The 24,215-nt window shown below is 43.6% G+C and carries 23 protein-coding genes; 18 read left to right on the top strand and 5 right to left on the bottom strand.

The genetic code is table 11. The features are described 5' to 3' along the window. Positions 1 to 125 precede the first annotated feature (125 nt). From DXB15_RS05830 to DXB15_RS05810, 5 genes are read right to left on the bottom strand one after another with little or no spacing between them, the layout of a single operon-like run. Complete coding sequence (locus DXB15_RS05830; protein ID WP_118702308.1) at positions 126 to 845, bottom strand: PHP domain-containing protein; 720 nt, start codon at positions 843 to 845, stop codon at positions 126 to 128. Continuing rightward, complete coding sequence (locus DXB15_RS05825; RefSeq protein WP_109215590.1) at positions 826 to 1,170, bottom strand: hypothetical protein; 345 nt, start codon at positions 1,168 to 1,170, stop codon at positions 826 to 828. Before DXB15_RS05825 ends, DXB15_RS05830 begins: the two co-directional genes overlap by 20 nt. Continuing rightward, positions 1,167 to 2,462 (bottom strand): [Fe-Fe] hydrogenase large subunit C-terminal domain-containing protein, encoded by a 1,296-nt coding sequence (locus tag DXB15_RS05820; RefSeq protein ID WP_118702307.1) that lies wholly within the window; start codon positions 2,460 to 2,462, stop codon positions 1,167 to 1,169. The genes DXB15_RS05825 and DXB15_RS05820 overlap by 4 nt, the downstream gene beginning before the upstream one ends. A 39-nt stretch (positions 2,463 to 2,501) precedes the next feature. Next, positions 2,502 to 2,960 (bottom strand): ATP-binding protein, encoded by a 459-nt coding sequence (locus tag DXB15_RS05815; RefSeq protein WP_330427474.1) that lies wholly within the window; start codon positions 2,958 to 2,960, stop codon positions 2,502 to 2,504. Next, a complete protein-coding gene (locus DXB15_RS05810; RefSeq protein ID WP_109215588.1) occupies positions 2,950 to 3,306 on the bottom strand; it encodes a DRTGG domain-containing protein in 357 nt (118 codons plus the stop codon). The genes DXB15_RS05815 and DXB15_RS05810 overlap by 11 nt, the downstream gene beginning before the upstream one ends. Positions 3,307 to 3,627: 321 nt before the next feature. Between DXB15_RS05810 and DXB15_RS05805 the strand changes: the two genes are divergently transcribed. The 18 genes from DXB15_RS05805 to DXB15_RS05720 all read left to right on the top strand — a co-directional run bounded on the left by DXB15_RS05805 (position 3,628) and on the right by DXB15_RS05720 (position 24,214). Beyond that, positions 3,628 to 4,068 (top strand): NADH-quinone oxidoreductase subunit NuoE family protein, encoded by a 441-nt coding sequence (locus DXB15_RS05805; protein ID WP_370769961.1) that lies wholly within the window; start codon positions 3,628 to 3,630, stop codon positions 4,066 to 4,068. After that, a complete protein-coding gene (locus DXB15_RS05800; RefSeq protein WP_118702306.1) occupies positions 4,068 to 4,631 on the top strand; it encodes an ATP-binding protein in 564 nt (187 codons plus the stop codon). Before DXB15_RS05805 ends, DXB15_RS05800 begins: the two co-directional genes overlap by 1 nt. Positions 4,632 to 4,648: 17 nt before the next feature. Beyond that, positions 4,649 to 5,023, top strand: coding sequence for a (2Fe-2S) ferredoxin domain-containing protein (locus DXB15_RS05795; protein WP_118702305.1), 375 nt, complete (start codon positions 4,649 to 4,651; stop codon positions 5,021 to 5,023). Positions 5,024 to 5,040: 17 nt separating this feature from the next. Continuing rightward, a complete protein-coding gene (gene nuoF, locus DXB15_RS05790; RefSeq protein ID WP_118702304.1) occupies positions 5,041 to 6,831 on the top strand; it encodes an NADH-quinone oxidoreductase subunit NuoF in 1,791 nt (596 codons plus the stop codon). Between the two features lie 14 nt (positions 6,832 to 6,845). After that, on the top strand, positions 6,846 to 8,591 hold the full coding sequence (locus DXB15_RS05785) for an NADH-dependent [FeFe] hydrogenase, group A6 (protein ID WP_118702303.1): 1,746 nt from the start codon (positions 6,846 to 6,848) through the stop codon (positions 8,589 to 8,591). A gap of 195 nt (positions 8,592 to 8,786) precedes the next feature. Then, complete coding sequence (locus DXB15_RS05780) at positions 8,787 to 10,325, top strand: MBOAT family O-acyltransferase (protein WP_118702302.1); 1,539 nt, start codon at positions 8,787 to 8,789, stop codon at positions 10,323 to 10,325. Next, positions 10,312 to 11,436 (top strand): hypothetical protein, encoded by a 1,125-nt coding sequence (locus DXB15_RS05775; RefSeq protein WP_118702301.1) that lies wholly within the window; start codon positions 10,312 to 10,314, stop codon positions 11,434 to 11,436. Before DXB15_RS05780 ends, DXB15_RS05775 begins: the two co-directional genes overlap by 14 nt. A gap of 18 nt (positions 11,437 to 11,454) precedes the next feature. Then, complete coding sequence (locus tag DXB15_RS05770) at positions 11,455 to 13,020, top strand: amino acid adenylation domain-containing protein (RefSeq protein WP_118702300.1); 1,566 nt, start codon at positions 11,455 to 11,457, stop codon at positions 13,018 to 13,020. Next, positions 12,998 to 14,176, top strand: a complete 1,179-nt coding sequence (locus DXB15_RS05765) for a diaminopimelate decarboxylase (RefSeq protein WP_199670975.1) — start codon at positions 12,998 to 13,000, stop codon at positions 14,174 to 14,176. Before DXB15_RS05770 ends, DXB15_RS05765 begins: the two co-directional genes overlap by 23 nt. 18 nt (positions 14,177 to 14,194) lie before the next feature. Beyond that, positions 14,195 to 14,419, top strand: a complete 225-nt coding sequence (locus DXB15_RS05760) for an acyl carrier protein (RefSeq protein ID WP_109215579.1) — start codon at positions 14,195 to 14,197, stop codon at positions 14,417 to 14,419. Between the two features lie 146 nt (positions 14,420 to 14,565). Next, entirely contained in the window at positions 14,566 to 16,269 is a 1,704-nt protein-coding gene (locus tag DXB15_RS05755; protein ID WP_109215578.1) for a [Fe-Fe] hydrogenase large subunit C-terminal domain-containing protein, read from the top strand. 15 nt (positions 16,270 to 16,284) lie between these two features. Continuing rightward, positions 16,285 to 17,460, top strand: coding sequence for a SpoIIE family protein phosphatase (locus tag DXB15_RS05750; RefSeq protein ID WP_109215577.1), 1,176 nt, complete (start codon positions 16,285 to 16,287; stop codon positions 17,458 to 17,460). Between the two features lie 92 nt (positions 17,461 to 17,552). Continuing rightward, on the top strand, positions 17,553 to 18,998 hold the full coding sequence (gene miaB, locus DXB15_RS05745) for a tRNA (N6-isopentenyl adenosine(37)-C2)-methylthiotransferase MiaB (protein ID WP_118702298.1): 1,446 nt from the start codon (positions 17,553 to 17,555) through the stop codon (positions 18,996 to 18,998). A gap of 2 nt (positions 18,999 to 19,000) precedes the next feature. Continuing rightward, positions 19,001 to 19,396, top strand: coding sequence for a NusG domain II-containing protein (locus DXB15_RS05740; protein ID WP_109216431.1), 396 nt, complete (start codon positions 19,001 to 19,003; stop codon positions 19,394 to 19,396). A 304-nt stretch (positions 19,397 to 19,700) separates the two neighbouring features. After that, positions 19,701 to 20,318, top strand: a complete 618-nt coding sequence (ruvA, locus tag DXB15_RS05735) for a Holliday junction branch migration protein RuvA (RefSeq protein WP_181369406.1) — start codon at positions 19,701 to 19,703, stop codon at positions 20,316 to 20,318. 314 nt (positions 20,319 to 20,632) lie between these two features. Next, positions 20,633 to 21,622 (top strand): Holliday junction branch migration DNA helicase RuvB, encoded by a 990-nt coding sequence (gene ruvB, locus DXB15_RS05730; RefSeq protein WP_109214413.1) that lies wholly within the window; start codon positions 20,633 to 20,635, stop codon positions 21,620 to 21,622. Positions 21,623 to 21,656: 34 nt separating this feature from the next. Then, positions 21,657 to 21,989, top strand: coding sequence for a cell division protein ZapA (locus DXB15_RS05725; RefSeq protein ID WP_109214414.1), 333 nt, complete (start codon positions 21,657 to 21,659; stop codon positions 21,987 to 21,989). Beyond that, entirely contained in the window at positions 21,986 to 24,214 is a 2,229-nt protein-coding gene (locus DXB15_RS05720) for a peptidase U32 family protein (protein WP_118702297.1), read from the top strand. Before DXB15_RS05725 ends, DXB15_RS05720 begins: the two co-directional genes overlap by 4 nt. Position 24,215 lies beyond the last annotated feature (1 nt).

Genomic DNA, 24,215 nt, shown 5'->3' with positions numbered 1-24,215 from the left:
CGAGAGATTCTGGAATTTCATGGATAAAATGATTCTGTACATGAATGTTATATAAAAAAGTATAAGTGTAACAAGAAAAGCTGTAACGAAGATATATGGACCTATAAAAGAGTATATATCTTCTGTTACAGCTTTTTCTGTATGGCAGACAGAATATCCGGTAGCGTAGTCCCTGCTGTTTTGATCGTATAAATTGGTTCATGAATGGTATTCAGATCATGCGCGTCCGAACTGCACAGATGGTTACAATTTGCCAGATAAGGATATTGCTGTTGTAAGGATGCCCAGTCAGTTTCCTGCTTGATCTCTACACAGGAAAAACGGCTGTTTTCCGGGATAAATCCAAGGTTTCCAAGCAAACTGGTCGTTGGCTTATTGATATGTGCGGGAACCATAATGCCGTCATATTGGTTTACCAGATCATAAATGGCATCAAAGGGAAGATCTGTGGCAGAGATCAATAATCGCTGTTCTGTACAGCTGATCTGATCCTGTTCGTTATAAATCAACTGATCTCCAAAAAACATCGGTTTATTTGGAGTGTCTGGCAGATGGTCTGATACATATCGATCAAAATCCATTGCCGCATCCAACGATGCAAAATAACACAGGACATGAACTTCCTCAGCGGTAGTCAATTCCATCCCTGGCAGAAACAGAAGCCCATATTCCCGAGCAGCGATAGCGACAGCAGGGCAGTTTTTGCAGGAATTGTGGTCGGTCAGTGCAATCAGATCCAGTCCGATGATTTTTGCCATACCAGCGATATTTGCCGGTGTCATATCATTATCCCCACAGGGGGACAGACAGGAATGGAGATGCAGATCATAAGCCAGCGTTTTCATGCAGTTTTTTATAAACCTCCAGAGCAGTTGTAAAAATGGAGTCAGGCGTCCGAAGAACATTGATATTTTCGCTGACAGCTTTTAATTTCATGTTATCACCAACAGATACATTGTTGCATAAAATGACACAGGAAGCCTCCGCCAGAGCGGCAACCGCCAGTGTGTTCATATTGCTCATAACGGTGCACCAGGCAGAACCGGCTGGGGCATTTCCCATGGCGATACTCAGCAGATCGCAGCAGTATGGCTCTGTCAGTACGGCATCCGGATTTCCGAGATGTACAATTTCAAAGGGACATTGTTCTGTCAATTCTTTTACGGTCATGATTCTTCCTCCTCCTTTTTGCGGGAATGTTGTTCCCATTGTTCACGCATCAGATAGATGCAGTCTTCTGGTTTTGCGCAGTCTACGCCTTTTACAATATCCTCTGCCAGCGCTTTGCAGGTTGGAGAACCACAGGAGCCACAGTCCAGTCCCGGAAGTCCACTTAAAATCTGCTGGCTTTCCATAATCTTTTCCATACTTTCAAAAATATTGGCCCCCAGTGTATACACAGGTTCATAGCTGACTTTTTGTGTCCAGAGAAAATCTTCTGGACGAAATTCTGGCAGATCCGCACAGTGCATGTGCAACACTGGTTCATATTTGAATGCCTGTTTCACTTTTGCTTTGGCAATGTAAGGGTTTTCTACGGTCAATACACCGCCCACACAGCCGGCGCTGCATGCATTTAATTCTACAAACTGCAGTCCCGGGAGAAATTTTTCGTCTTCCAGATCTTCTAACACCCGAATGACATTTTCAATGCCATCGGCAGCCAGATAATGATCGGATATGATGCCGTAAGCTTCTCCGCCGCTGATTGCCCAACCCTTACCGATCCGACCGGACAGCGTGTTGGAAATCGGGTGCTGTTCGGCTTCTTTCATGTGGGAGAGCAGTACCGGATAAATATCCTTGATGGCAAGTACTGCGTCAATATTGCTTTTTCCCATTCCAAGAGGTTCGTGGATGAAGGTGATCTTGGAAGGACAGGGAGACAAAAAAACGATACCGATCTTATCTTCCGGTAAGCCAGTCTTTTCTACTGCACGTCGGCGCGCCAGAATCGCAGCTGCTTCCATGGGTGGAAGCAGTGGCAGCAGATGCGGGATCAATCCCGGAAAACGGACACGGATCAGTCGTTCAATGGTTGGACATGCGGTACTGATCAGCGGATGAAGTTCCGGATGCTCATTAATATAAGTTCGTGATAATTCCGAAACAATCTCTGCACCGGCACTGACTTCAAAAACATCATCAAAGCCCATCAGAGTCAGTGCAGTCAGAAGGATGTCGTTGTCGCGTACATTGTTAAACTGACTGTAAAGAGAGGGAGCCGGAAGTGCCACGGTATATTCAAAACGATCCAGATCGCTGAGAAAATCACGTCTGGTATGTTTTGCATGATGAGGACAATGCCGGATACATTCTCCGCAGTCAATACAAAATTCACTGATAATATGTGCTTTTCCATTTCGTACCCGGATCGCCTGCGTTGGACAGCGTTTCAGGCATGTGATACAACCGGTACATTTCTCATCTTCCAGATATACTGAATGAAAAAATTTATTCATGATATAATAACAATCCTTTTTCCTACAAACTTAATCAAATTAAGACGGTGAATTTTTACTTGATACTTCCGGTGCCTGAAAATAGACGGTCATGGTGACGGTGGTACCAACATTGATGACGGTATCAATCTGCATTTCATCCGAAGAACGCTTCATGTTCGGCAGTCCCATACCGGCACCAAAACCAAGATTTAACACGTCTTCATTTGCGGTAGAATAGCCTTCCTGCATGGCAAGCTCTACGTCCGGGATTCCCGGTCCTTCATCTTTTAATACCATAACGATCCGGTCTGGAAAAATATCCACATCAATGACACCACCGTTGGCATGGATGACCATATTGATCTCTCCTTCATACATGCAAATAGCGCAGCGCCGGATTACATCTGGATTCAAATTCATCATTTTTAATGTCTGTTTCAGGGAACTGCTGGCTTCCCCTGCCATGGTAAAATCTTCTCCGTCTACGGTATATTGATAATGGATACTAGGCATCATGGCGGCTTCCTCCCCGTAATCCAGCGTGATAGAGAATGCCGCAGGCATCGAACATGGTGTAGTCTGTGGAGAGAACCGTAATACCAAGCTCATCCGCTTTTTTCAACATTTCCTCCTGCGGTCGTTTGCCGCGCACAAAGACCAGACAGACGATATCCAGCATTTCAGCAGTACGGATCACCTGCAGATTGTTCAGTCCGGTAAGCAGCAGTGCATTTTTTTTGATAAAAGCCAGAACATCACTCATCATATCCGAACCGCATACCGTTTCGATCTTATGATCGGTCTGTACCGTCTGAGATAATGGGGTGGCATCCAGCAGAAAAATGATTTCTGAGATTGTCATAGTAGCCTCCAAAATTTAAAATTTGTATTTTTTTAAATGCACAATTTTTTGGGTTTAGTATAGCATGCAATTTGTGATATTTCAACAAAAAAGGCTTGTTATTTTTATAACATACTTGCAAGTGTATTGCAGATTAAACAATTTCTTTGAAAAAAGTATCAAAATTATACAAAACTAACCGCATTTTTTTGTTGATTATTGTGGAATTGGATGATAGTATAAATGGCAGATGTATTGCAAAAAATACATTGGATATTAGGAGGGATAATTTTGAAAAAAACAAAATCCGTTCCGTTCAACGGAACACAGGAACAGGAAGCGATGCTGCGTGCAGTCATCGACGAACTGCGCAATGATCAGGGCTGTCTGATGCCGATCATGCAGAAGGCACAGGACATTTACGGCTATCTTCCATATGAGGTTCAGAAAATGATCTCAGATGAACTGGATGTGCCGATGGAAAAAATCTATGGAGTAGCAACATTTTACTCTCAGTTCAATTTATATCCGAAGGGACAGTACAAAATTTCGGTATGCCTTGGAACTGCCTGTTATGTAAAAGGCTCAGGTGATATTTACAACAAGCTTATGGAGATTCTTGGAATCGCCGGCGGTGAGTGTACCGCAGACGGTAAGTTTTCTCTGGATGCCTGTCGTTGTATCGGTGCCTGTGGTCTTGCACCGGTTATGATGATCAATGATGATGTATATGGTCGTCTGACTCCGGATGAATTAGATGGCATTCTGGCGAAATATATGTAATGTTACCAGAAATATCATTAAACATTCTGGATATCTCAGAAAATTCCGTATCAGCGAAAGCGACAGAAATTAAAATTGTGATCTGTGTGAACACGCAGCAAAATCAGCTGATGGTTCAGATCACAGACAACGGAAAAGGAATGGATGCAGAGACATTGAATCGGGTGACGGATCCTTTTTATACCACAAGGACGACCCGGAAAGTAGGACTTGGTATTCCGTTTTTCAAGCAGGAAGCGGAGTGTACCGGCGGATCATTTTCCATTTCTTCTGTACCGGGAAAAGGTACACAGATCACGGCGGTCTTTTGTACCGACAGTATCGACTGTATGCCGCTTGGAAATCTCAATGAGACGGTTTATTCACTGATCGTGATGCATCCGGACATTGATTTTTACTATCAATATCAGGTAAACGGTGCAGAGTTTCATCTGGATACAAAAGAAATGCGGGAAATGCTTGGCAATGTGCCGTTTTCAACGCCGGAGGTATCATCTTTTCTCAGAGACTATCTGGAAGAAAATGAAGCGGATATTAATCGAATGCAGAATTACCCGGGGTAATTCGAAGGAGGGATCATATGAAATCATTAGAAGAATTGAAAGCAATTCGTGAAAGAATGCAGGGACAGATCGGAATGCGTTCAGAACATGCAAAAGACACCCGCGTGGTTGTCGGCATGGCAACCTGCGGCATTGCCAGCGGTGCGCGTCCGGTTTTAAATACACTTGTAAAAGAAGTAGAATACAGAAATCTGGAGCATGTGATTGTCACCCAGACCGGCTGTATCGGTTTATGTCAGTATGAGCCGATCGTAGAAATCTATGAGCCGGGCAAAGAAAAAGTAACTTATGTGAAAGTAAATGAAGAAAAAGCAAAAGAAATTGTGGAGCAGCATCTGGTCAGAGGTCAGGTGGTTGACAAATATTTACTTCACATGGATGAGAATATGTAATGGGGGGGTGTAACTGAATGTATCGTTCACATGTATTAGTCTGTGGAGGAACCGGATGTACTTCTTCCGGAAGCGAGCAGATTATTCAGACTTTAAAAGATGAATTAAAGAAAAATAAATTACAAAATGAAGTAGCAGTTGTCAAAACCGGATGCCACGGTCTGTGTGCAGAAGGTCCGGTTATGATCGTTTATCCGGAAGCTGTATTTTATTCCAGAGTACGTCCGGAAGATGTGGAGGAGATCGTTTCTGAGCATCTGTTAAAAGGTCGTATCGTGGAGCGTCTTGTGTACCATGAGGCACAGACTCCGGAAGGAATCAAATCCTTAAATGAGACAACTTTTTATAAAAAACAGCACAGAATCGCACTGAGAAACTGTGGTGTCATCAATCCGGAAAGCATTGATGAGTATATCGGAACCGGCGGCTATGAGGCACTTGGAAAAGTACTGACAGAGATGACACCGGATGAGGTTATCCAGACCATTTTAGACAGTGGTTTAAGAGGTCGTGGTGGTGCCGGATTCCCGACCGGACTGAAATGGAGATTTGCGTCAGGAAACCGTGGAAACGTACAGAAATACGTCTGTTGTAACGCTGATGAGGGCGATCCGGGTGCATTTATGGACCGTTCCGTTCTGGAAGGTGATCCACACGTTGTACTTGAGGCAATGGCAATTGCAGGTTACGCCATCGGTGCAGATCAGGGTTATATTTACGTACGTGCAGAGTACCCGATCGCAGTAGAACGTCTGCAGATCGCAATCAACCAGGCAAGAGAATATGGACTGCTTGGCAAAAATATTTTTGATACCGGATTTAACTTCGATATCGAGCTTCGTCTTGGTGCCGGCGCATTCGTCTGTGGTGAGGAGACCGCGCTGATGACATCCATCGAGGGAAACCGTGGTGAGCCGCGTCCGAGACCGCCATTTCCGGCCGTCAAAGGTCTGTTTCAGAAACCGACCATTTTAAATAACGTTGAGACCTGGGCAAATATCCCACAGATCATCCTGAACGGACCGGAATGGTTTGCTTCCATGGGTACGGAGAAATCCAAAGGAACCAAAGTATTTGCACTTGGAGGAAAAATTAACAATACTGGACTGGTTGAAATCCCGATGGGAACCACACTTCGTACTGTTATCGAAGACATCGGCGGCGGTATTCCAAATGGCAAGAAATTTAAAGCCGCTCAGACCGGTGGACCATCCGGCGGATGTATCCCGGCAGAGCATTTTGATATTCCAATCGACTACGACAACCTGATCAGCATCGGCTCCATGATGGGATCCGGCGGACTGATCGTTATGGACGAAGATACCTGTATGGTTGATATTGCAAAATTCTTCCTGCAGTTTACGGTAGATGAGTCTTGTGGTAAATGTACCCCATGTCGTGTCGGAACAAAACGTCTGTTAGAGTTATTAGAGAAGATCACAGACGGACGCGGAACCTTAGAGGATATCGATAAGATGGAAGAACTGTGCTATTACATCAAAGAAAACGCACTCTGTGGTCTGGGACAGACTGCCCCGAACCCGGTTCTCTCCACACTTCGTTATTTCCGTGACGAATATATCGAGCATGTGGTAAATAAGAGATGTCCGGCTGGCGTATGTAAGAAACTCATTACATATAAGATTGATCCTGTGAAATGTAAAGGTTGTACATTATGTGCACGTAACTGCCCGGCAGATGCCATCGAAGGACAGGTAAAAGTGGCACACAGCATTGACACAAGCAAATGTGTGAAATGTGGAACCTGTATCGATAAGTGTCGTTTTGGCGCTATTTATAAAGAGTAACGGAGGAATCAATCATGGAAAATATTACAATTAAAATAAACGGAAGAGAGGTATCCGCACCGCAGGGTTCCACGATTCTGGAGGCAGCACGCCTTGCACAGATTGAAATCCCGACGTTATGTTACCTCAAGGAGATCAATGAGATCGGCGCCTGTCGTATGTGCGTTGTTGAAGTAAAAGGAGCCCGCAGCCTAGTGACAGCCTGTGTATATCCGATCAATGAAGGCATGGAAGTATGGACCAACACACCGAAGGTTATCGAGTCCAGAAGAAAAACCTTACAGCTTTTATTATCCGACCACGACCGCAAATGTCTGTCCTGTGTCCGCAGCGGAAACTGTGAACTGCAGACTTTATGCCGTGAGTATAAAGTAGATGATGAGGCTTACTACGATGGCGAGCGCAACGTCTATGAATTAGATACCAGTGCCGCTCATATGGTAAGAGATAATAACAAATGTATCCTGTGCAGACGATGCAGCGCTGTCTGTGAAAAAGTGCAGGGTATCGGTGTGATCGGAGCGAACGAGCGTGGATTTAAGACTTATATTGGATCTGCTTTTGACATGGATCTGGCAGAGACAAGCTGCGTATCCTGTGGACAGTGTATTGCAGTATGTCCGACGGGTGCAATTTATGAGAAAGACAATACCGAAGAAGTATTTGCAGCCATTGCTGATCCGGAAAAATATGTAGTTGTTCAGTGTGCACCGGCAGTTCGTGCAGGACTTGGTGAGGCCTTTGGCATGCCGATCGGCACAGATGTAGAGGGCAAGCTGGCAGCAGCACTGCGCAGACTTGGTTTTGATAAAGTATTTGACACCACATTCTCTGCAGACCTTACAATTATGGAAGAGGCCAACGAGTTCCTGGATCGTGTACAGAATGGCGGAGTGTTACCTCTGATCACATCCTGTTCCCCAGGATGGATCAAATACTGCGAGCACTATTTTCCGGAAATGACAGAGAATTTGTCTTCCTGTAAATCTCCGCAGCAGATGTTTGGTGCGATTGCAAAATCCTATTACGCAGAGAAAATGAGAATTCCGAAAGAAAAAATGGTGGTTGTCAGCGTTATGCCATGTACTGCAAAGAAATTTGAGATTGGCAGAGAGGATGAGAACGGTGCAGGCGTTCCGGATGTGGACATTGCTATTACAACAAGAGAGCTTGGCCGCATGATCGAGCGCGCAAGCATCCGTTTTGCAGATCTTCCGGATGAAGAATTTGATATGCCGCTTGGTCTTGGAACCGGTGCAGCAGTTATCTTCGGCGCAACCGGTGGTGTAATGGAAGCGGCACTTCGTACCGCAGTAGAGAAACTGACCGGAGAAGAACTTGCAAAACTGGAGTTCACTGATGTACGTGGTATCGAGGGCATCAAAGAGGCTACTTACAATGTAGCTGGTATGGATGTCAAAGTTGCTGTTGCTTCCGGACTGAAAAATGCAAAAGAACTGTTAAATAGAGTAAAATCAGGGAAAGCTGAGTATCATTTTATCGAGATCATGGGATGCCCTGGTGGATGTGTCAACGGTGGCGGTCAGCCGCAGCAGCCGGGATATGTACGCAATACCGTAGATATCCGTGCAAAACGTGCGGAAGTGCTTTACAATCTGGATAAAAATAATAAGATCCGTAAATCACATGAAAATCCGGCGATCATTGAATTATATGAAACCTATCTTGGTGAGCCGGGCAGCCATAAAGCACATGAGTTACTGCACACTACTTATGTAAAACGTACGGTAAATAAATAGTTTTACATTTGATAAGTTGCGTGATCAGATGAAAAAAATGAGAATATTTTTAAGAGGAGTCGTTGTATTTGTAACGGCTTCTTTTATCATATAAAAAAAATTAAGAAAATATTCATTATTTCTAAGGAAGAATTAAAGCATGGGATATGGCATCTGTGATAGAATTTTCAGAGAAATTGTTTAAGGAGCATTTTTATGAATTTGTTATCTGTTGCATTTATTTTGTTTGTAACTGTTTTATTTATACTGTATTACACTGTATTTCGGAAAAAACAATGGATCTGCCTGCTTTTATTCAGCATGGCATTTTATGCTTATTCAGGCATTTCGAATCTCATTTTTATTGCAATCACCGGATTCAGTGTGTTTGTGGGCGGCATATGGTTGGTTCGTTTTTCGAAACAATATCAGGAGATCCGAAAGGATAAAAGCATAGACAGAGCCAGGAGAAAGGAAATAAAAGCAGCATTTGATCGAAAACGCAAAATTATTCTCTGGACAATCATTGTGATTAATTTTGGAATGCTGGCAGTATTGAAATATCTGCATCCTTTGTTTGAAGGTTTTCTGATACCGCTTGGCATCTCTTTTTACATGTTTATTTCCATTGGTTATCTGGTGGATATCTATTTTGAAAAATACGAAGCTGAAAAGAATCCGTTTCGTTTCCTGCTGTTTGTTTCGTTTTTTCCACAACTGATCCAGGGACCGATCAACAGATATGATCAGATGAAAGAGCAGCTGTATGGCAGACATACTCTGGACTGGTATCGCTGTAAGCGTGCATTGATATTAATTTTGTTTGGATTATTAAAAAAGTATGCGATCGCAAATCTGCTGGTTCATGAAATCGCAAATATTCTGGATGCGCCTACGGAGAAAACACCTGGTTCTGCCATCGTGTTTGCAATATTATTATATTCAGCCCAACAGTACGCAGATTTTTCCGGTGGAATCGATATCGTTATGGGTGTAGCGGAATTGTTTGGGATTGAAATGATGCCAAATTTCAGACAACCGTATTTTTCTGTTTCACTGGGAGATTTCTGGAGAAGATGGCATATTTCGCTTGGTGCATGGATGAGAGATTATGTATTTTATCCATTTGCGCTGACTGCTCCTATGCAGAAATTCGGAAAATGGGCGAAAAAGCATCTGAACGTTCATTTCGGCCGTGTACTTCCGGCATCCATTGCGAATATTCTGGTATTTTTCCTTGTAGGTATCTGGCATGGCGCCCAGTGGCACTTTATCTTCTGGGGTCTTTACAATGGTATTGTAATTGCAGTTTCAGATATCTGTGCACCTTTGTTTGCAAAAATGGCAGAAAGACTGCACATAAATGTAAAGAGTAAGGCATTTCATGTATTTCGGATTATCCGGACTTTTATCATAGTAAATATCGGATGGTATTTTGACCGGATCTACAATATCAAAGACTGTTTTATGTGCATGAAAAACACGATAATTCATTTTCGTATGGGAGAATTATACGGAATTTTGGAACCAACTTTTAAAGAAGTGCCAAAGAAAGCGTATATCATAGCAATCGTGGCTCTGGTTATTGTATTTGCCGACAGTGTTGTAAAAGAGAAAGGAAAGGATGCAATTACATTGTTAGATGAACGACCGCTGGTACTTCGCTGGCTGATTTATTTTTTGATGATTTTCCTGGTTTTGGCATCGTTTAATTTTGCGGTTGGAGCAGGAGGTTTTATGTATGCGAATTATTAAGGGTATAAAAGTGATTGTATTTGTTTTCCTGTTCATAGTGATAAATTTGCTGCTGAGTTATCTTCTTGTGAAAGCAAATGGTCCAAGTGAGGTCATGTGGAAGGACTTCCGCAAAACAGAAAAAATAGATACCGTATATTTAGGTTCTTCTTTTTCACAGATGACGTTCAATCCCTATATTATAGATGAAGCTACCGGGTGGAGTTCTTTTAATATGGGAACACCGGGGCAGCCGTTGGATCAGACCAAAGAGGCATTAACGGCAGCGATTCAGGAAAAAAAGATAAAAAGGGCTGTTCTTGTATTTGGAATCCCGTCTCTGGAACTGATACAAAATGCAAATGCGAGAGCCACTTTTGCAAGGGCAAGAAAGTATGGATGTTCTCCTTTGGAAAAACTGCGGTTGGACTGGAGGTTTGTGACGGACAGTGAAAACTTTAATGCAGAAGCATCACTGACATATTTTTTTCCATGGACTTATAACAGTGTTGATTGGAAACGAAAGACGATTTCAGAAAATCTGAAAATCAAACGGGAAAGCAAAGATGCGAATGCAAGTTCGAAAAAAGTGGCAGGGTATATGGAGTATGTCGGAAAGGGATATGCATACGCAGGTGGTGTCTTTGATTATAATACAGCTGCTGTAAATAATACAAAAAAGGCTTATTCCGGAAAAAGCTCTGATAAGGCGTATGAAGAATTAGAGGAGATGTGTAAACTGTGCCAGGAAAATGGTGTAGACTTTATGGTTGTGAATACACCGAAAGCACCTTATGATATTGCAGCATATGGTGCGGAAAAGTATTTTGCGATCAACCAGAAAATCAGTGGGATATGCAGTAAGTACGGTGCCGATTATTATGATTTCAATTTGGTAAAACCGGAACTGTTTTCCATCTGTCCGGAGTATCTGTCAAATTTTGAACACCTAAATAAAACGGGGTCAGAAGTTTTTTGCAAGGCTTTTTCGAAATTTGTATTGAGCCGTGATGCAGGCGAGGATGTGTCACAATATTTTTATGATGAGGATGCCTATATGGAATCTGTCAAAGATATCGTTGCTGCTTACCTTCCGGGATATGACACTGCAAATACAAACAACCAAAATTAGATGTAAAGAGGAAACAAAATGACGAATGTATTAGAATGGCTGGAGCATATGGAAGCACAGTCCGGAGAAAAAATTGCAGTTGCAGATCCGAAAGAAGAATATTCCTTTACTCAGTTAAAAATGTATGCACAGAAGGGCGGAACTTATCTGAGAAAATGGATGACAGGGACTGCTCCGGTAGCAATTTATATGGAAAAAAGCTGTGTTACCTTAAGTATTATGTTTGGAGCGGTATATGCCGGCTGTCCATATTGCCTGTTAGATCTGCGCCAGCCGGAGGCGAGACTGCAGCAGATCATAACCGTGCTGCAGCCGGAAGTAATCGTTACAAAGGAAGAAAATCTGGAGAAAATGAAAAAGTGTCTGGATGCAATAGCCGGGGATGTTCCGAAAACGACAATTTTGCTGGCAGAGAAGTGTTTGGATGAAGCGACGATCGATCAGAGTCTTTTGAGACAGATTCGAACGGAACATACGGATCGAAAACCTTTGTATATTAATTTTACCAGTGGAAGTACCGGTTTGCCGAAAGGTGTTGCAGTAAGTCACAGAGCGGTGATGGATTTTATCCGGATCTATGCAGATACTTTTGCTATCACGAAGGAAGACATTATAGGAAATCAGGCACCGTTTGATTTTGATGTATCGGTAAAAGATATTTATACCGGTCTTTTGACCGGTGCGAAAGTACAGATCATTCCAAGAGAATATTTTAGTGATCCTACGACTTTGATGGATTATATGGCAGACAGTAAAATGACGGTGCTTACCTGGGCGGTCAGCGCCATGTGCTTTGTATCTGTCATGAATGGATTTGGTTATCGCACACCGGCTACTGTTCAAAAAGTCCTTTTTAGCGGAGAAGTACTTCCGATAAAACATTACAGGGTATGGAAAAAATATCTGCCGCAGGCAATGTTCGTAAATCTGTACGGACCAACGGAAGTTACCTGTAACTGCACGTATTATGTGCTTGATTCCAAACGCGAATATGAACTGACCGATGTGATCCCTATCGGAAAAGCTTTCCCAAATGAAGCGGTATTTCTTTTGGATGAGACAGATCAGCGGGTGACGGAAGCAGGAAAAGCCGGAGAGATCTGCGTTAGCAGCTCAGAACTGGCGTTGGGCTATTATAATGCGCCGGATAAAACGGCACAGGTTTTTGTGCAGAATCCATTGAATCATCGATACGATGAACGGATTTACAGAACCGGTGATCTGGCAAAATATGATGCACAGGGAAATCTTGTATATATTTCCAGAAAAGATTTTCAGATTAAACATCTGGGACACAGAATTGAACTTGGAGAAATTGAAGTGGCAGTAAATGCCGTGGATGGAATCACCAGATCCTGCTGTATTTATGAGACAGAAAAGGAACGTTTGCTGCTTTTTTACACAGGAGCATGCGAAAAAAGGCAACTGATAAAAATGTTACGTGGTGTATTGCCACCGTATATGATACCAAATACGGCTCTGCAACTTACAGAGATGCCGATGACCAAGAATGGAAAGATTGACAGAAATCAATTAAGGAAGATATATGAGGAGAGTTTACATGCAAGACATTTTAAAAAGTAATACACCTGCGTTTGTGTTTGACACGGCAGTTTTGCAAAAACGGGCTGTACAGATCAGAGAGATTGTCGGAGAAACAGTGTCACTTTGTTATTCCATGAAGGCAAATCCATTTTTGGTGACAACCATGTTGACGTGTGTGGATAAACTGGAAGTCTGCAGTCCGGGTGAACTTGCTATTTGTAAAAAACTGGGCGTAGATGGATCCAGAATCATTTATTCCGGTGTTAATAAGGGGATTACGGATATCAGAGAAGCCTATGAGTACGGAGTAGGAATATTTACAGCGGAATCGATCCGTCATGCAGATCTGATCCAGCAAGTGTTTGAAGCAGCAGATTCAGATCAGAAAGCAGAAGTGATCCTTCGCCTGAATGCCGGTTCTCAGTTTGGAATGGCAAAAGAGGATCTATTTGATATATTGCAGCACAGGGAAACCAGATACAGAAGTTTAAATATTACAGGAATTCATTATTTTGTCGGGACACAACGGAAACGGGCGAAAAGAAAGATAAAAGAACTTCAGATGCTGTTGGAATTATTTGAGGAGATCCGAAACCTTTTCGGACTGGAATTAAAAAAACTGGAATATGGACCGGGGTTTGCAGTCCCTTATTTTGCAGATGATGATTTTTCGGATACTTTATTTCCTGTAAAAGAGTTGAAAGATATCTTAAATGAAGTGGCACAAAAAGTAGAATTGACCATTGAGATGGGACGTTTTTTCACAGCGGAATGTGGAACGTATTATACAAACGTTGCAGATTTAAAAACAGTGGGAAACGCACATTATTGTATTGTGGATGGAGGAATGAACCATCTGACTTATTTGGGACAGATGATGGGCATGAAGACACCGATTATAAAACATTATAAAAATGCAATGGTGCAGGATGGTACAGTGGATAAGAAAACCTGGTGTCTCTGCGGAAGTCTGTGTACAACATCGGATATTCTCTGCAGAGAAGTGGAATTTGAACATCTGGAAATTGGCGATACGCTGGCTTTTGAAAATGTCGGAGCATATTCTGTGACAGAGGGGATTTATCTGTTCTTGAGTCGAACCATGCCAAAGGTTTATTTAAAAGATGAGAGTGGTTCCCTTACATTAGTAAGAGATGCGATAGAAACAAGTACTATAAATACAATGAATATATAAGAAAAGGAGATTTGTAACATGGAAGAATTATTGGAATTGTTAAAGGATATTAAAGAGGATGTAGATTTTGAAAATGAAAAGGCATTGGTGGATGATCATATTTTAGACTCTTTTGATATCCTGCAAATTATCAGTGACATTAGTGATGAGTTTGATATCGTGATACCGGCAGCGTATGTAAAACCGGAAAATTTCAACAGTGCAGAGGCACTTTGGAAGATGATTCAGGAGTTACAGGATTAATATCAGTGTAAACAGGCAAATGTAGAGAAAGGAATGTACGATCCAAAGGATGGTACGTTCCTTTTTGCTATAAAAAATAGTTTTTCTGATACTTCATTTGAAGGGGGATTAATGGTAAAATAAGATCAATAGAGGAGGATAGGGATATGAATGTGATTAATTTTCAGGATGCGAACTGCGCACATTGTTATAAATGTCTGAGAAACTGTGATGTCAAGGCGATTCGGATCAAAAACGGGCAGGCACAGATTGTCACGGATATGTGCATCTACTGTGGACACTGTATGGAAATCTGCCCGCAGGAGGCAAAAACTTTTGAGAGTGATCTTTCTTATGTAAAAAGTATGTTGCAAAAGAAAGAAAATGTGGTTGTTTCCCTGGATCCGTCTTATCAGGGACTGATGGATTATGAAGATCCGGGACAGATCGTGGATGCGCTGATGAAACTTGGCTTTTCCCAGGTGCGTGAGACGGCAGAGGGGGCTGCTATCATAACCCGTGAGTATGTGCGTCTGATGAAGGAAGGGCAGATGGACAATATCATTGTGACAAGCTGCCCGGCGATCGTTTATCTGGTGGAAAAACATTATCCGATGCTGATCCCGTATCTGGCACCGGTGGTTTCTCCGATGATCGCCCATGGTCGCTGGATCAAAGACCGCATGGGACAGCATACGAAAGTGGTTTTTATTGGACCTTGTGTGGCGAAAAAGATGGAGGCGGAAGCAGATGCCAGAACCCGTGGATGTGTGGATGCGGTCATTGAGTTTAATGAGTTACAAAGGTGGCTGGAGGAGGAAGGAATTGAACTAAAACATTGCCAGTCCCGTCCTTTTGCCAATCAGGATCCGATGGTCAATCAGCTCTATCCGATTACAAACGGCATCATCCGTGCGGTGGATGTCTGTGGCGCACCGGGGACTTATAAAAAATTGACGGTCAGCAGTATCAAGAGCTGCAGAGAGTTCCTGCACAGTATGAAACGTGGCTACATCAGTCACTGTTTTGTGGAATTAAATCTGTGTGCAGGTGGCTGCGTGAATGGACCAGGGGTAGACAAGCGGCGAGGATTCCGTTTTAAGGCGACGATGCGTATTGAAAATAATGCGCTGCTTGCAGCACCTCCGGCATATATTACTTTGCCGAAAGATGAACTGGAGCGGACTTATATACCGCGGCAGGTAGTGGATAAGATGCCGACGGAGGCTGAAATTCAGGCTATTTTAAAGACCATTGGAAAACGGAACAGTACGACAGAGTTTAACTGTGGCGCCTGTGGTTATATGACCTGTCGGGAAAAAGCCATTGCGATCTATCAGGGAAAAGCGGAAGCAGCCATGTGTCTGATCCGATCCTATGAAAATGCCCGTTCCCAGGCAAATGTCGTTATGGAGACAACACCGAACCTGATCTTTATTTTTGACAAAGAGATGCGGATCAAAGAATTTAACCGCAGGGCAGAAGAAGTGTTCCATACCACCCGTCAGGAAGCACTGAAAATGTATTTATACGAACTGATCGATACGGTGGATTTTGAGGAAGTATATCGTACCCATGAAAATAAACTGCGTGTAAAACGTAAATGGGATACGTATCATATGACCGTGCTGGAAACAATTGTATACATTCCTGCCTCCGACCGTGTACTGGCGATCATTGAGGATGTATCGGCAGAGGAAAAATGGGCAGAACAGATGCTGGAGCAGAAGCTCAATACGGTAAAAATGGCGCAGTCCGTTATTGAAAAACAGATGACGACGGCACAGGAGATTGCCGGTCTGCTTGGAGAAACGACAGCGGAAACGAAGGCAATTCTGACTAAGCTGCGTGATACGCTGCTGGAGAGCTAGAAAGGGGGCTGGAACATGAAACCGATTGCAATCGATATGGCATACAAAAGTCTGAACCACTACGGAGAAGAACTGTGTGGAGACAAAGTAGAGATTGTGGACAAAGAAGATTCCAGAATCCTGATTCTGGCTGACGGTATGGGAAGTGGTATCCGGGCAAATATTTTAGCAACTCTGACGTCGAAGATTATTGCAACTATGATGTACAATGATATGAGCATTGATGAGGTAGTTGCAACCATTGCGAAAACACTGCCGCTTTCTTCGGTGAATGGTGTGGCTTATTCGACATTCAGCATTATCCAGGTGTATTATACCGGAGAAATTTATGTGGTGGAGTATGATAATCCGGAGTGTATTCTGGTGCGACAGGGCAAGGTAAAAGCGCTGCCTTTTTCCTATCGAAAGATCGAAGGAAAGAAAATCCGGGAATGTCGTTTTCAGACGTTACCCGGAGATGCACTGGCGATCATGAGTGACGGATGTCTGTATTGTGGAACTGGAGATATTATGAATTACCGATGGGACTGGAATGCGCTGGCAGGGTGTTGTGAATCCAGCGCGGCAAAAACCAGGACAGCGGCGCAGTTAGCGGAACAGATGAACCGTGCCTGTGCGGATCTTTACGGTGGCGTATGCAGTGATGATACGACCATTGCTGTGGCACGGATCACGGAGGAGCAGATTGTGAATATCCTGACGGGACCACCATTGGAGAAAAAAGATGATGCCCGCATGGTACAGGATTTTATGAAGCAGGAAGGCATCAAGATCGTGTCTGGCGGTATCACAAGCCAGATTGTGGCAAGAGAGCTTGGTCGGCGTCTGATCACTTCTGTTGGTGTGCTTGATCCGGAAATTCCGCCAACAGCAAAAATCGAGGGTATCGATCTGGTAACGGAAGGTGTTCTTACCTTAAATAAAACAATCGAACTGCTGGAGCGCTATCAGCAGGATGATGTATCCGAAGAATTTTTTGATGAACTGAGCCGGGATAACGGTGCTACCCGTCTGGCATGCTATCTGATGGAAAACTGTACGACGGTAAATTTGTTTATCGGAAAAGCTATCAATAAAGATTATACAACAAAAGAATTGCCTTTTGAGATTTCGGTACGTCAGAATGTGATCAAGCGGCTACAGGCGGTACTGGCAGCAATGCACAGATCCGTACATGTGTATTACTATTGAAAAAAGAAAGCAAGGTGTGTTATACTTATTCAGTTCACGGTGATGGAACATTTGTTCTTGCGTGAAAAATACGAATAGATAAGGAAAAATATATGCAAATAGAACATTTTATTAATCAGATCGACTTGACACTGGATCCGCCGTCAGAGGAGCCGTTGCGTCAGTATTATTTCATCGCAAAGGCACGTATGCTGGTGGCACAGATGGAGAAAGAAACAGGCAGAAAGATGACGTTCTGCGTCAATACATTCGGATGTCAGATGAATGCCCGAGATTCCGAAAAATTATGTGGTATCTTAAATGCCATCGGCTATCAGGAGTCCGAGTCCGAGGATGCAGATTTTGTTATTTACAATACATGTACCGTCCGTGAAAATGCAAACAATAAAGTATACGGACGTCTTGGCTACCTGCACGGATATAAGAAGAAAAATCCACATATGATGATCGCACTCTGCGGCTGTATGATGCAGGAAGAAAAAGTAGTAGAAAAGATCAAACAGAGCTACCGTTTTGTAGACCTGATTTTTGGCACACATAATATTTTCAAATTTGCGGAACTTCTGGTGCATTCCATCGAGAATAAAAAGATGGTGGTGGATGTATGGGAAAATACAGACCAGATCGTAGAGCAGCTTCCAAACGAACGTAAATTCCGTTTCAAGAGCGGTGTCAATATCATGTTTGGCTGCAACAATTTCTGTAGTTATTGTATCGTTCCATATGTAAGAGGACGGGAGCGAAGCAGAGAGCCGCGGGAGATCATCCGTGAGATTGAGAACTTTGTGGCAGATGGTGTTGTGGAAGTTATGCTTCTGGGACAGAACGTGAATTCCTATGGAAAGAACCTGGATCAGCCGATCACTTTTGCACAGCTTTTGGAGCAAATCGAGCAGATCGAAGGACTGGAGCGTATCCGTTTCATGACTTCTCATCCGAAGGATCTTTCCGATGAACTGATCGAAGTAATGGCAAAATCAAAGAAAATCTGCAGACATCTGCATTTACCATTGCAGTCCGGCAGCAGTCGTCTGTTAAAAATTATGAACCGTCATTATGACAAGGAGCAGTATCTGACGCTGGTGGATAAAATACGTGCAGCAATTCCGGATATTGCACTGACCACAGATATCATTGTCGGATTCCCGGGTGAGACCGAGGAAGATTTTGAGGAGACTATGGATGTAGTGCGCAAAGTGCGTTACGACAGCGCATTTACGTTCATTTATTCCAAACGTACCGGTACACCGGCAGCAAAAATGGAAGATCAGGTGCCGGAAGACGTGGTAAAAGCACGTTTTGACCGTCTGTTAAAAGAAGTACAGGAGATTGCAGCAGAAAAATCTGCACGCCTGACCGGTCAGGTGCAGGATGTACTGGTAGAGAGTGTCAACCATCAGGATGACAGTCTGCTCACTGGACGACTTGGCAACAACAGTGTGGTACATTTCCCTGGAGGAAAGGAACTGATCGGACAGATCATTCCGGTGCGTCTGGATGAATGTAAAGGTTTCTATTATATTGGAAGCAGGGCATAAGCATGGACAAAAAAGTCGGTAAAAAAGAGATTTTATTACTGGTCATTATCTTTGTGGCAGCGGTGATCGGGTATTTTGTGTTTCAGAAAATGCAAAGTACACCCGGCGGACAGGTCAAAGTAACGGTAGACGGAAGCGTGTACGGCACTTATGACCTGCATACGACAGGAGAAAAAGCGCAGAAAATCGAGATAAAAAACGCAGAAGGAACGGTGACAAATACCCTTGTGATCGAAAATGGAAAAGCAGATATGATCTCTGCGGATTGTCCGGACAAACTCTGTGTAAATCAGCATGCAATTTCTTCCAACGGGGAGACCATCGTGTGCCTGCCAAATAAAGTCGTGGTGGAAGTGGAAGACGGGGAAGAAGCCCAGTTTGATACCCAGACAAAATAGTAGAACAAGAGAACGAAGAAAAAAGAAGCATTTCAGAAAATAGATTCATCTCAGTCTGAGTTGAGACTCCCACTTCTGCAAGTGGTGAGTAGTAACAAGTATTTCTCAGTGGGAGTTCAATCTCCGACTGAGATAAATGCTCCGCGTGGATGTGCAGTGATTCTGAAAAGAAGATGTCAGCTTGCGCTGACCAGAATCACGCACCAAGTCTCACGTGCGTTCGACTTGAATATGAGAAGTACGGAATAAAGAAGCGTGCTGGAAAATGATTCGAAAATGAAATGTTTCTAAAATGGAGTTTTTAATGTATTCATATATAAAAGGAACGTTAGAGGAAGTCAGTGAAGATTTGATCGTTGTGGAAAATAACGGCATTGGCTACAATATCCGTATTTCTGCCCGCATGCTGGATGCACTTCCGGCACGGGGAGAACAGGTCAAGATTTATACCTATCTGTATGTAAAAGAAGATGCCTTTTCCCTGTTTGGCTTTCCAAGCAGAGATGAGCTGGAAATGTTTAAATTACTGATCAATGTCAGCGGGATCGGACCAAAAGGCGGACTGGCAGTCTTATCTGTATTGTCTGCCAATGATCTGCGTTTTGCCATTGTGGCAGAAGACGCCAAGACTATTTCTAAGGCACCGGGCATCGGAAGCAAGACTGCAAAGCGTCTGATCATTGAACTGAAGGATAAAATTGATCTGGAAGCTGCCATCGAGACCGGATTTGAGGAAATGGAGACACCGGCAGCAGGTGGAAACAGTAACAACCGCATCCGTAAGGAGGCATCGGAAGCACTTGTGGCACTGGGATACAGCGCAACAGAGGCATCCAAGGTGCTTTCCGGTATCGAGATTACAGAGGTTGATGATGTGGAAAGTGTACTGAAGGCAGCTTTAAAAAATATGGCGCTGTTTTAATCGGTTCTGTTTAATTTGAACGAAATTGTATATCAGATGGGAGATGACTCCCACCTCTATAGGTGGTGAGAAACAAGCTAGTATCAGTGGTGGGAGCCAATCCCCCATCTGATATAGCCTCCGGCAGGATTACAGAGGTGCGCAGTTGAAGTATGTCATGCAATTGCATGACGCGCACCTCGCAACAAGAATGCCGGAGCATTCTTGAATAAGTTTCAAATATATTTGACTAAGAATCGTACAAGAAAGTATAGTTTTATAGAATAAAAAACAGTGGATATAAAATAATGTAGTGTATTGAAGCGAGGAAATTCATGGAAAAACGAGTGATTTCTACCCAGATTCAGGAAGAAGATCTGCAGACCGAAACCAGTCTGCGACCAATGTCTCTGGAGGAATATATCGGACAGGAAAAAATAAAAGGCACCCTGCGTGTCTATATCGAGGCGGCACGGCAGAGGCAGGAACCGTTAGATCATGTGTTGTTTTACGGACCGCCTGGACTTGGAAAGACAACACTTTCCGGTATCATTGCCAATGAGATGGGCGTACATATGAAGATCACTTCCGGACCGGCGATCGCAAAACCGGGAGAAATGGCATCGATTTTAAGTAATTTGCAGGAAAATGACATTTTATTTGTAGATGAGATCCATCGTCTGAACCGTCAGGTGGAAGAAGTGCTGTATCCGGCGATGGAAGATTATGCCATTGATATCATGATCGGAAAAGGGGCATCCGCCCGTTCCATCCGACTGGATCTGCCGAAGTTTACATTGGTGGGAGCAACTACCCGTGCAGGACTGTTATCAGCACCGTTGAGAGACCGTTTTGGGGTAATCCAGCATCTGGAATTTTATACGCCACAGGAATTGCAGACGATTATTGAACAATCGGCAAAAAAACTTGGTGTGGAGATCGAGCCAGAGGGTGCCGCAGAGCTGGCAAAACGTTCCAGAGGAACGCCACGTCTGGCAAACCGCCTGTTAAAACGTGTCCGTGATTTCGCACAGGTAAAATACGATGGGGTGATCACAGAAGAAGTAGCTTCTTTTGCCCTAGATCTGCTGGAAGTAGATCGCTGTGGTCTAGATAAGAATGACCGTTTGATTCTGTTAACCATTATTCAGAAGTTTGGTGGAGGACCAGTGGGACTTGAAACACTGGCGGCAGCGGTTGGAGAAGATTCCGGTACGATCGAAGATGTATACGAACCGTATCTGGTAAAAAATGGATTTTTAAACCGTACGCCAAAAGGACGTGTGGCGACCGCACTGGCAATCGAGCATTTTAAAGGAATCTAATACTGACTGTGAGTTAAAACAGAGGGAAAGAAACATGACAAAAAAATCAATGGTACAGGTGGCAATTGGTGGAAAAGTATTGACAATGGGCGGTGCGGATGATGAGACACACATCCAGCGTATCGCGTCCTGTGTCAACCATGTACTTCAGGAGTTTGAAGATAAGGATGAATACCGCTGTCTGCCGGCAGATCTGAAACCTGTACTAATTCATATTAATATTGCAGAAGAACTGATCAAAGCACAGGATCAGATTCAGCAGTTAGAGGAAGATCTGCGTCTGAAAGAGAACGAACTGGCAGAACTGCGACAGGAACTGGCAGAGACAGAAGTAAGACTTGAGAGACTGGAAGGACATCAGGAATGAGAAAACATGAATTATTATCCCCGGCGGGATCGCTGGAGATATGCAAAGCAGTGCTGAATGCCGGAGCGGATGCAGTTTATCTGGGCGGTGACAAATTCGGTGCCCGGGCATTTGCTAAAAATTTCACACAGAATGATATTCAGGAAGCTTTGGATTTTGCACATATGCGCGGAAAAAAAATATTTCTGACGGTCAATACACTGTTAAAAAATAAAGAAATTGAAACGGAGCTGTTTTCTTATCTGAAGCCGTTGTATGAGCATGGATTAGATGCAGTCATTGTGCAGGATTACGGTGTGTTTCAGTTTGTTCATAGAAACTTTCCGGAACTTGCACTACATGCAAGCACACAGATGTCAGTATCTAATGTGTCCGGGGCAAAGTTTCTGGTGGAACACGGCGCAGAGCGTATTGTAACTGCCCGTGAATTATCCCGGTCAGAGATTCGTCGAATCTATGATGAGACCGGAGTGGAGATTGAAAGTTTTATCCATGGTGCACTTTGTTACTGTTATTCCGGTCAGTGCCTGATGAGCAGTATGCTTGGCGGACGAAGCGGAAACCGCGGACGCTGCGCACAGCCTTGCCGTCTGGCCTATCAGGTAACCGATGAGCGTGGCAATTTGTTACATAAGAAAGAGAAATATCCGTTAAGTCCAAAAGACCTGTGTACGATCTCACAGCTTCCACAGTTATGTGAGAGCGGTATTTATTCCTTTAAGATAGAGGGACGTATGAAAAAGCTGGAATATGCGGCAGGTGTTACTTCTATTTACCGGAAATATCTGGACTTGTATGAATCATGTCCGGAACATTACCGGGTTGAGGATGCAGATATGGAGCGTCTGCTGGCATTTGGTAATCGAAATGGTTTTACGGCGGGTTACTATGATATGAGAAACGGTCGTTCCATGATGACACTGACAGATTCTTCCCACAGCAGCAACGAAGCGAAAGCGGCTTATCAGGCACCGGAAGAGACAAAAGTTCCGGTAGAATTAAAAGCTGTATTTCATGCCGGGGAACCAATGCAGTTAGAGGCAGCATTATCCGTGAACGACACAGAGGCAGAATCCCACAGTGATAAAAAAGTCTGTGTGACCGGTGAAATCCCGGGAACGGCACAGAATCGCCCACTGTCAAAGGATGAATTAAGAAAGAGACTTTCCAAAACAGGAGATACACCATTTTACGTACAGCATCTGGAAATCGATCTGGAGGATGGATTGTTTGTACCGGTGGGACAGATCAATGAGCTTCGCAGAAATGCGCTGGAACAGTTACAGGAAGCGGTACTTGGCAGCTGGCGAAGAAATGAAGTGGTGACACTGAAAAAGAGATCAACTGACGGAATGAGAATGAAGCAGAATGGAGCAATTGGCAGCGGTGATAAGCCAATGTTAAATGTATGGCTGACCGGTTCTGCTTTGCAGCATCTGGGAGCAGTTCTGGAAAATCAGACAATTGATATGGTTACGCTGGAAGGTTTTGCAAATCTGGAAGCAGCAGTAAAAGAGATCCATGCTGCCGGAAAACAGGCAGGTTATGCGTTCCCTTATGTGTTGCGGGAAAATTCGGAAGGATTATTGCGAAAACAGGGATCTGTGTTAAAACAGTTTGACCGCATCTGGGTACGAAGTTACGACGGCATAGGTTTTGCTAGGGAAGAGTTATATCTTCCGGCAGAAAAGCTTGCATTAGATGCAGGACTGTATGTATTTTCCAATGAGGCAGCCGTAGATTTTATGGCAGATGGATTCGCTGGTTATACTGCATCCATGGAGCTGAACCGGAAAGAACTGGCTCATATGGAGAATAAACAGGCAGAGTTAATGCTTTACGGTTATGCACCGTTGATGATTTCGGCACAGTGTGTATACAAAAATTATGCGTCCTGTATCCGGGAGCAGAAAAAAGAATCTGGAAAGCAGTCGCAGCGGTTATATTTGAACGATCGTTATCAGAAGCAGTTTGAAGTGCAGCGGGACTGTACCCATTGCTACAATGTAATCTACAACAGCCAGCCAACGTATCTTTTACATCATGCGGATGAAATTAGCGGTTTGGATTTTGGCGCACATCGCATTGTTTTTCGCAATGAGTCAGCAAAGCAGATGCATGGGATTTTACAGCAATATGAAGATGCTTTCCGGTCAGGCAGGAAGATTCAGCCGCCGAAGGAAGGAACTTACACCAACGGTCATTTCCGCCGTGGCGTGGATTAGA

This window comes from Roseburia sp. OM02-15 (genome assembly GCF_003481835.1).
Classification (GTDB): domain Bacteria; phylum Bacillota; class Clostridia; order Lachnospirales; family Lachnospiraceae; genus Eubacterium_I; species Eubacterium_I ramulus_A.
Note: the sequence above shows the minus strand (reverse complement) of the source record. Positions and strands in the feature narration are given on the sequence as shown.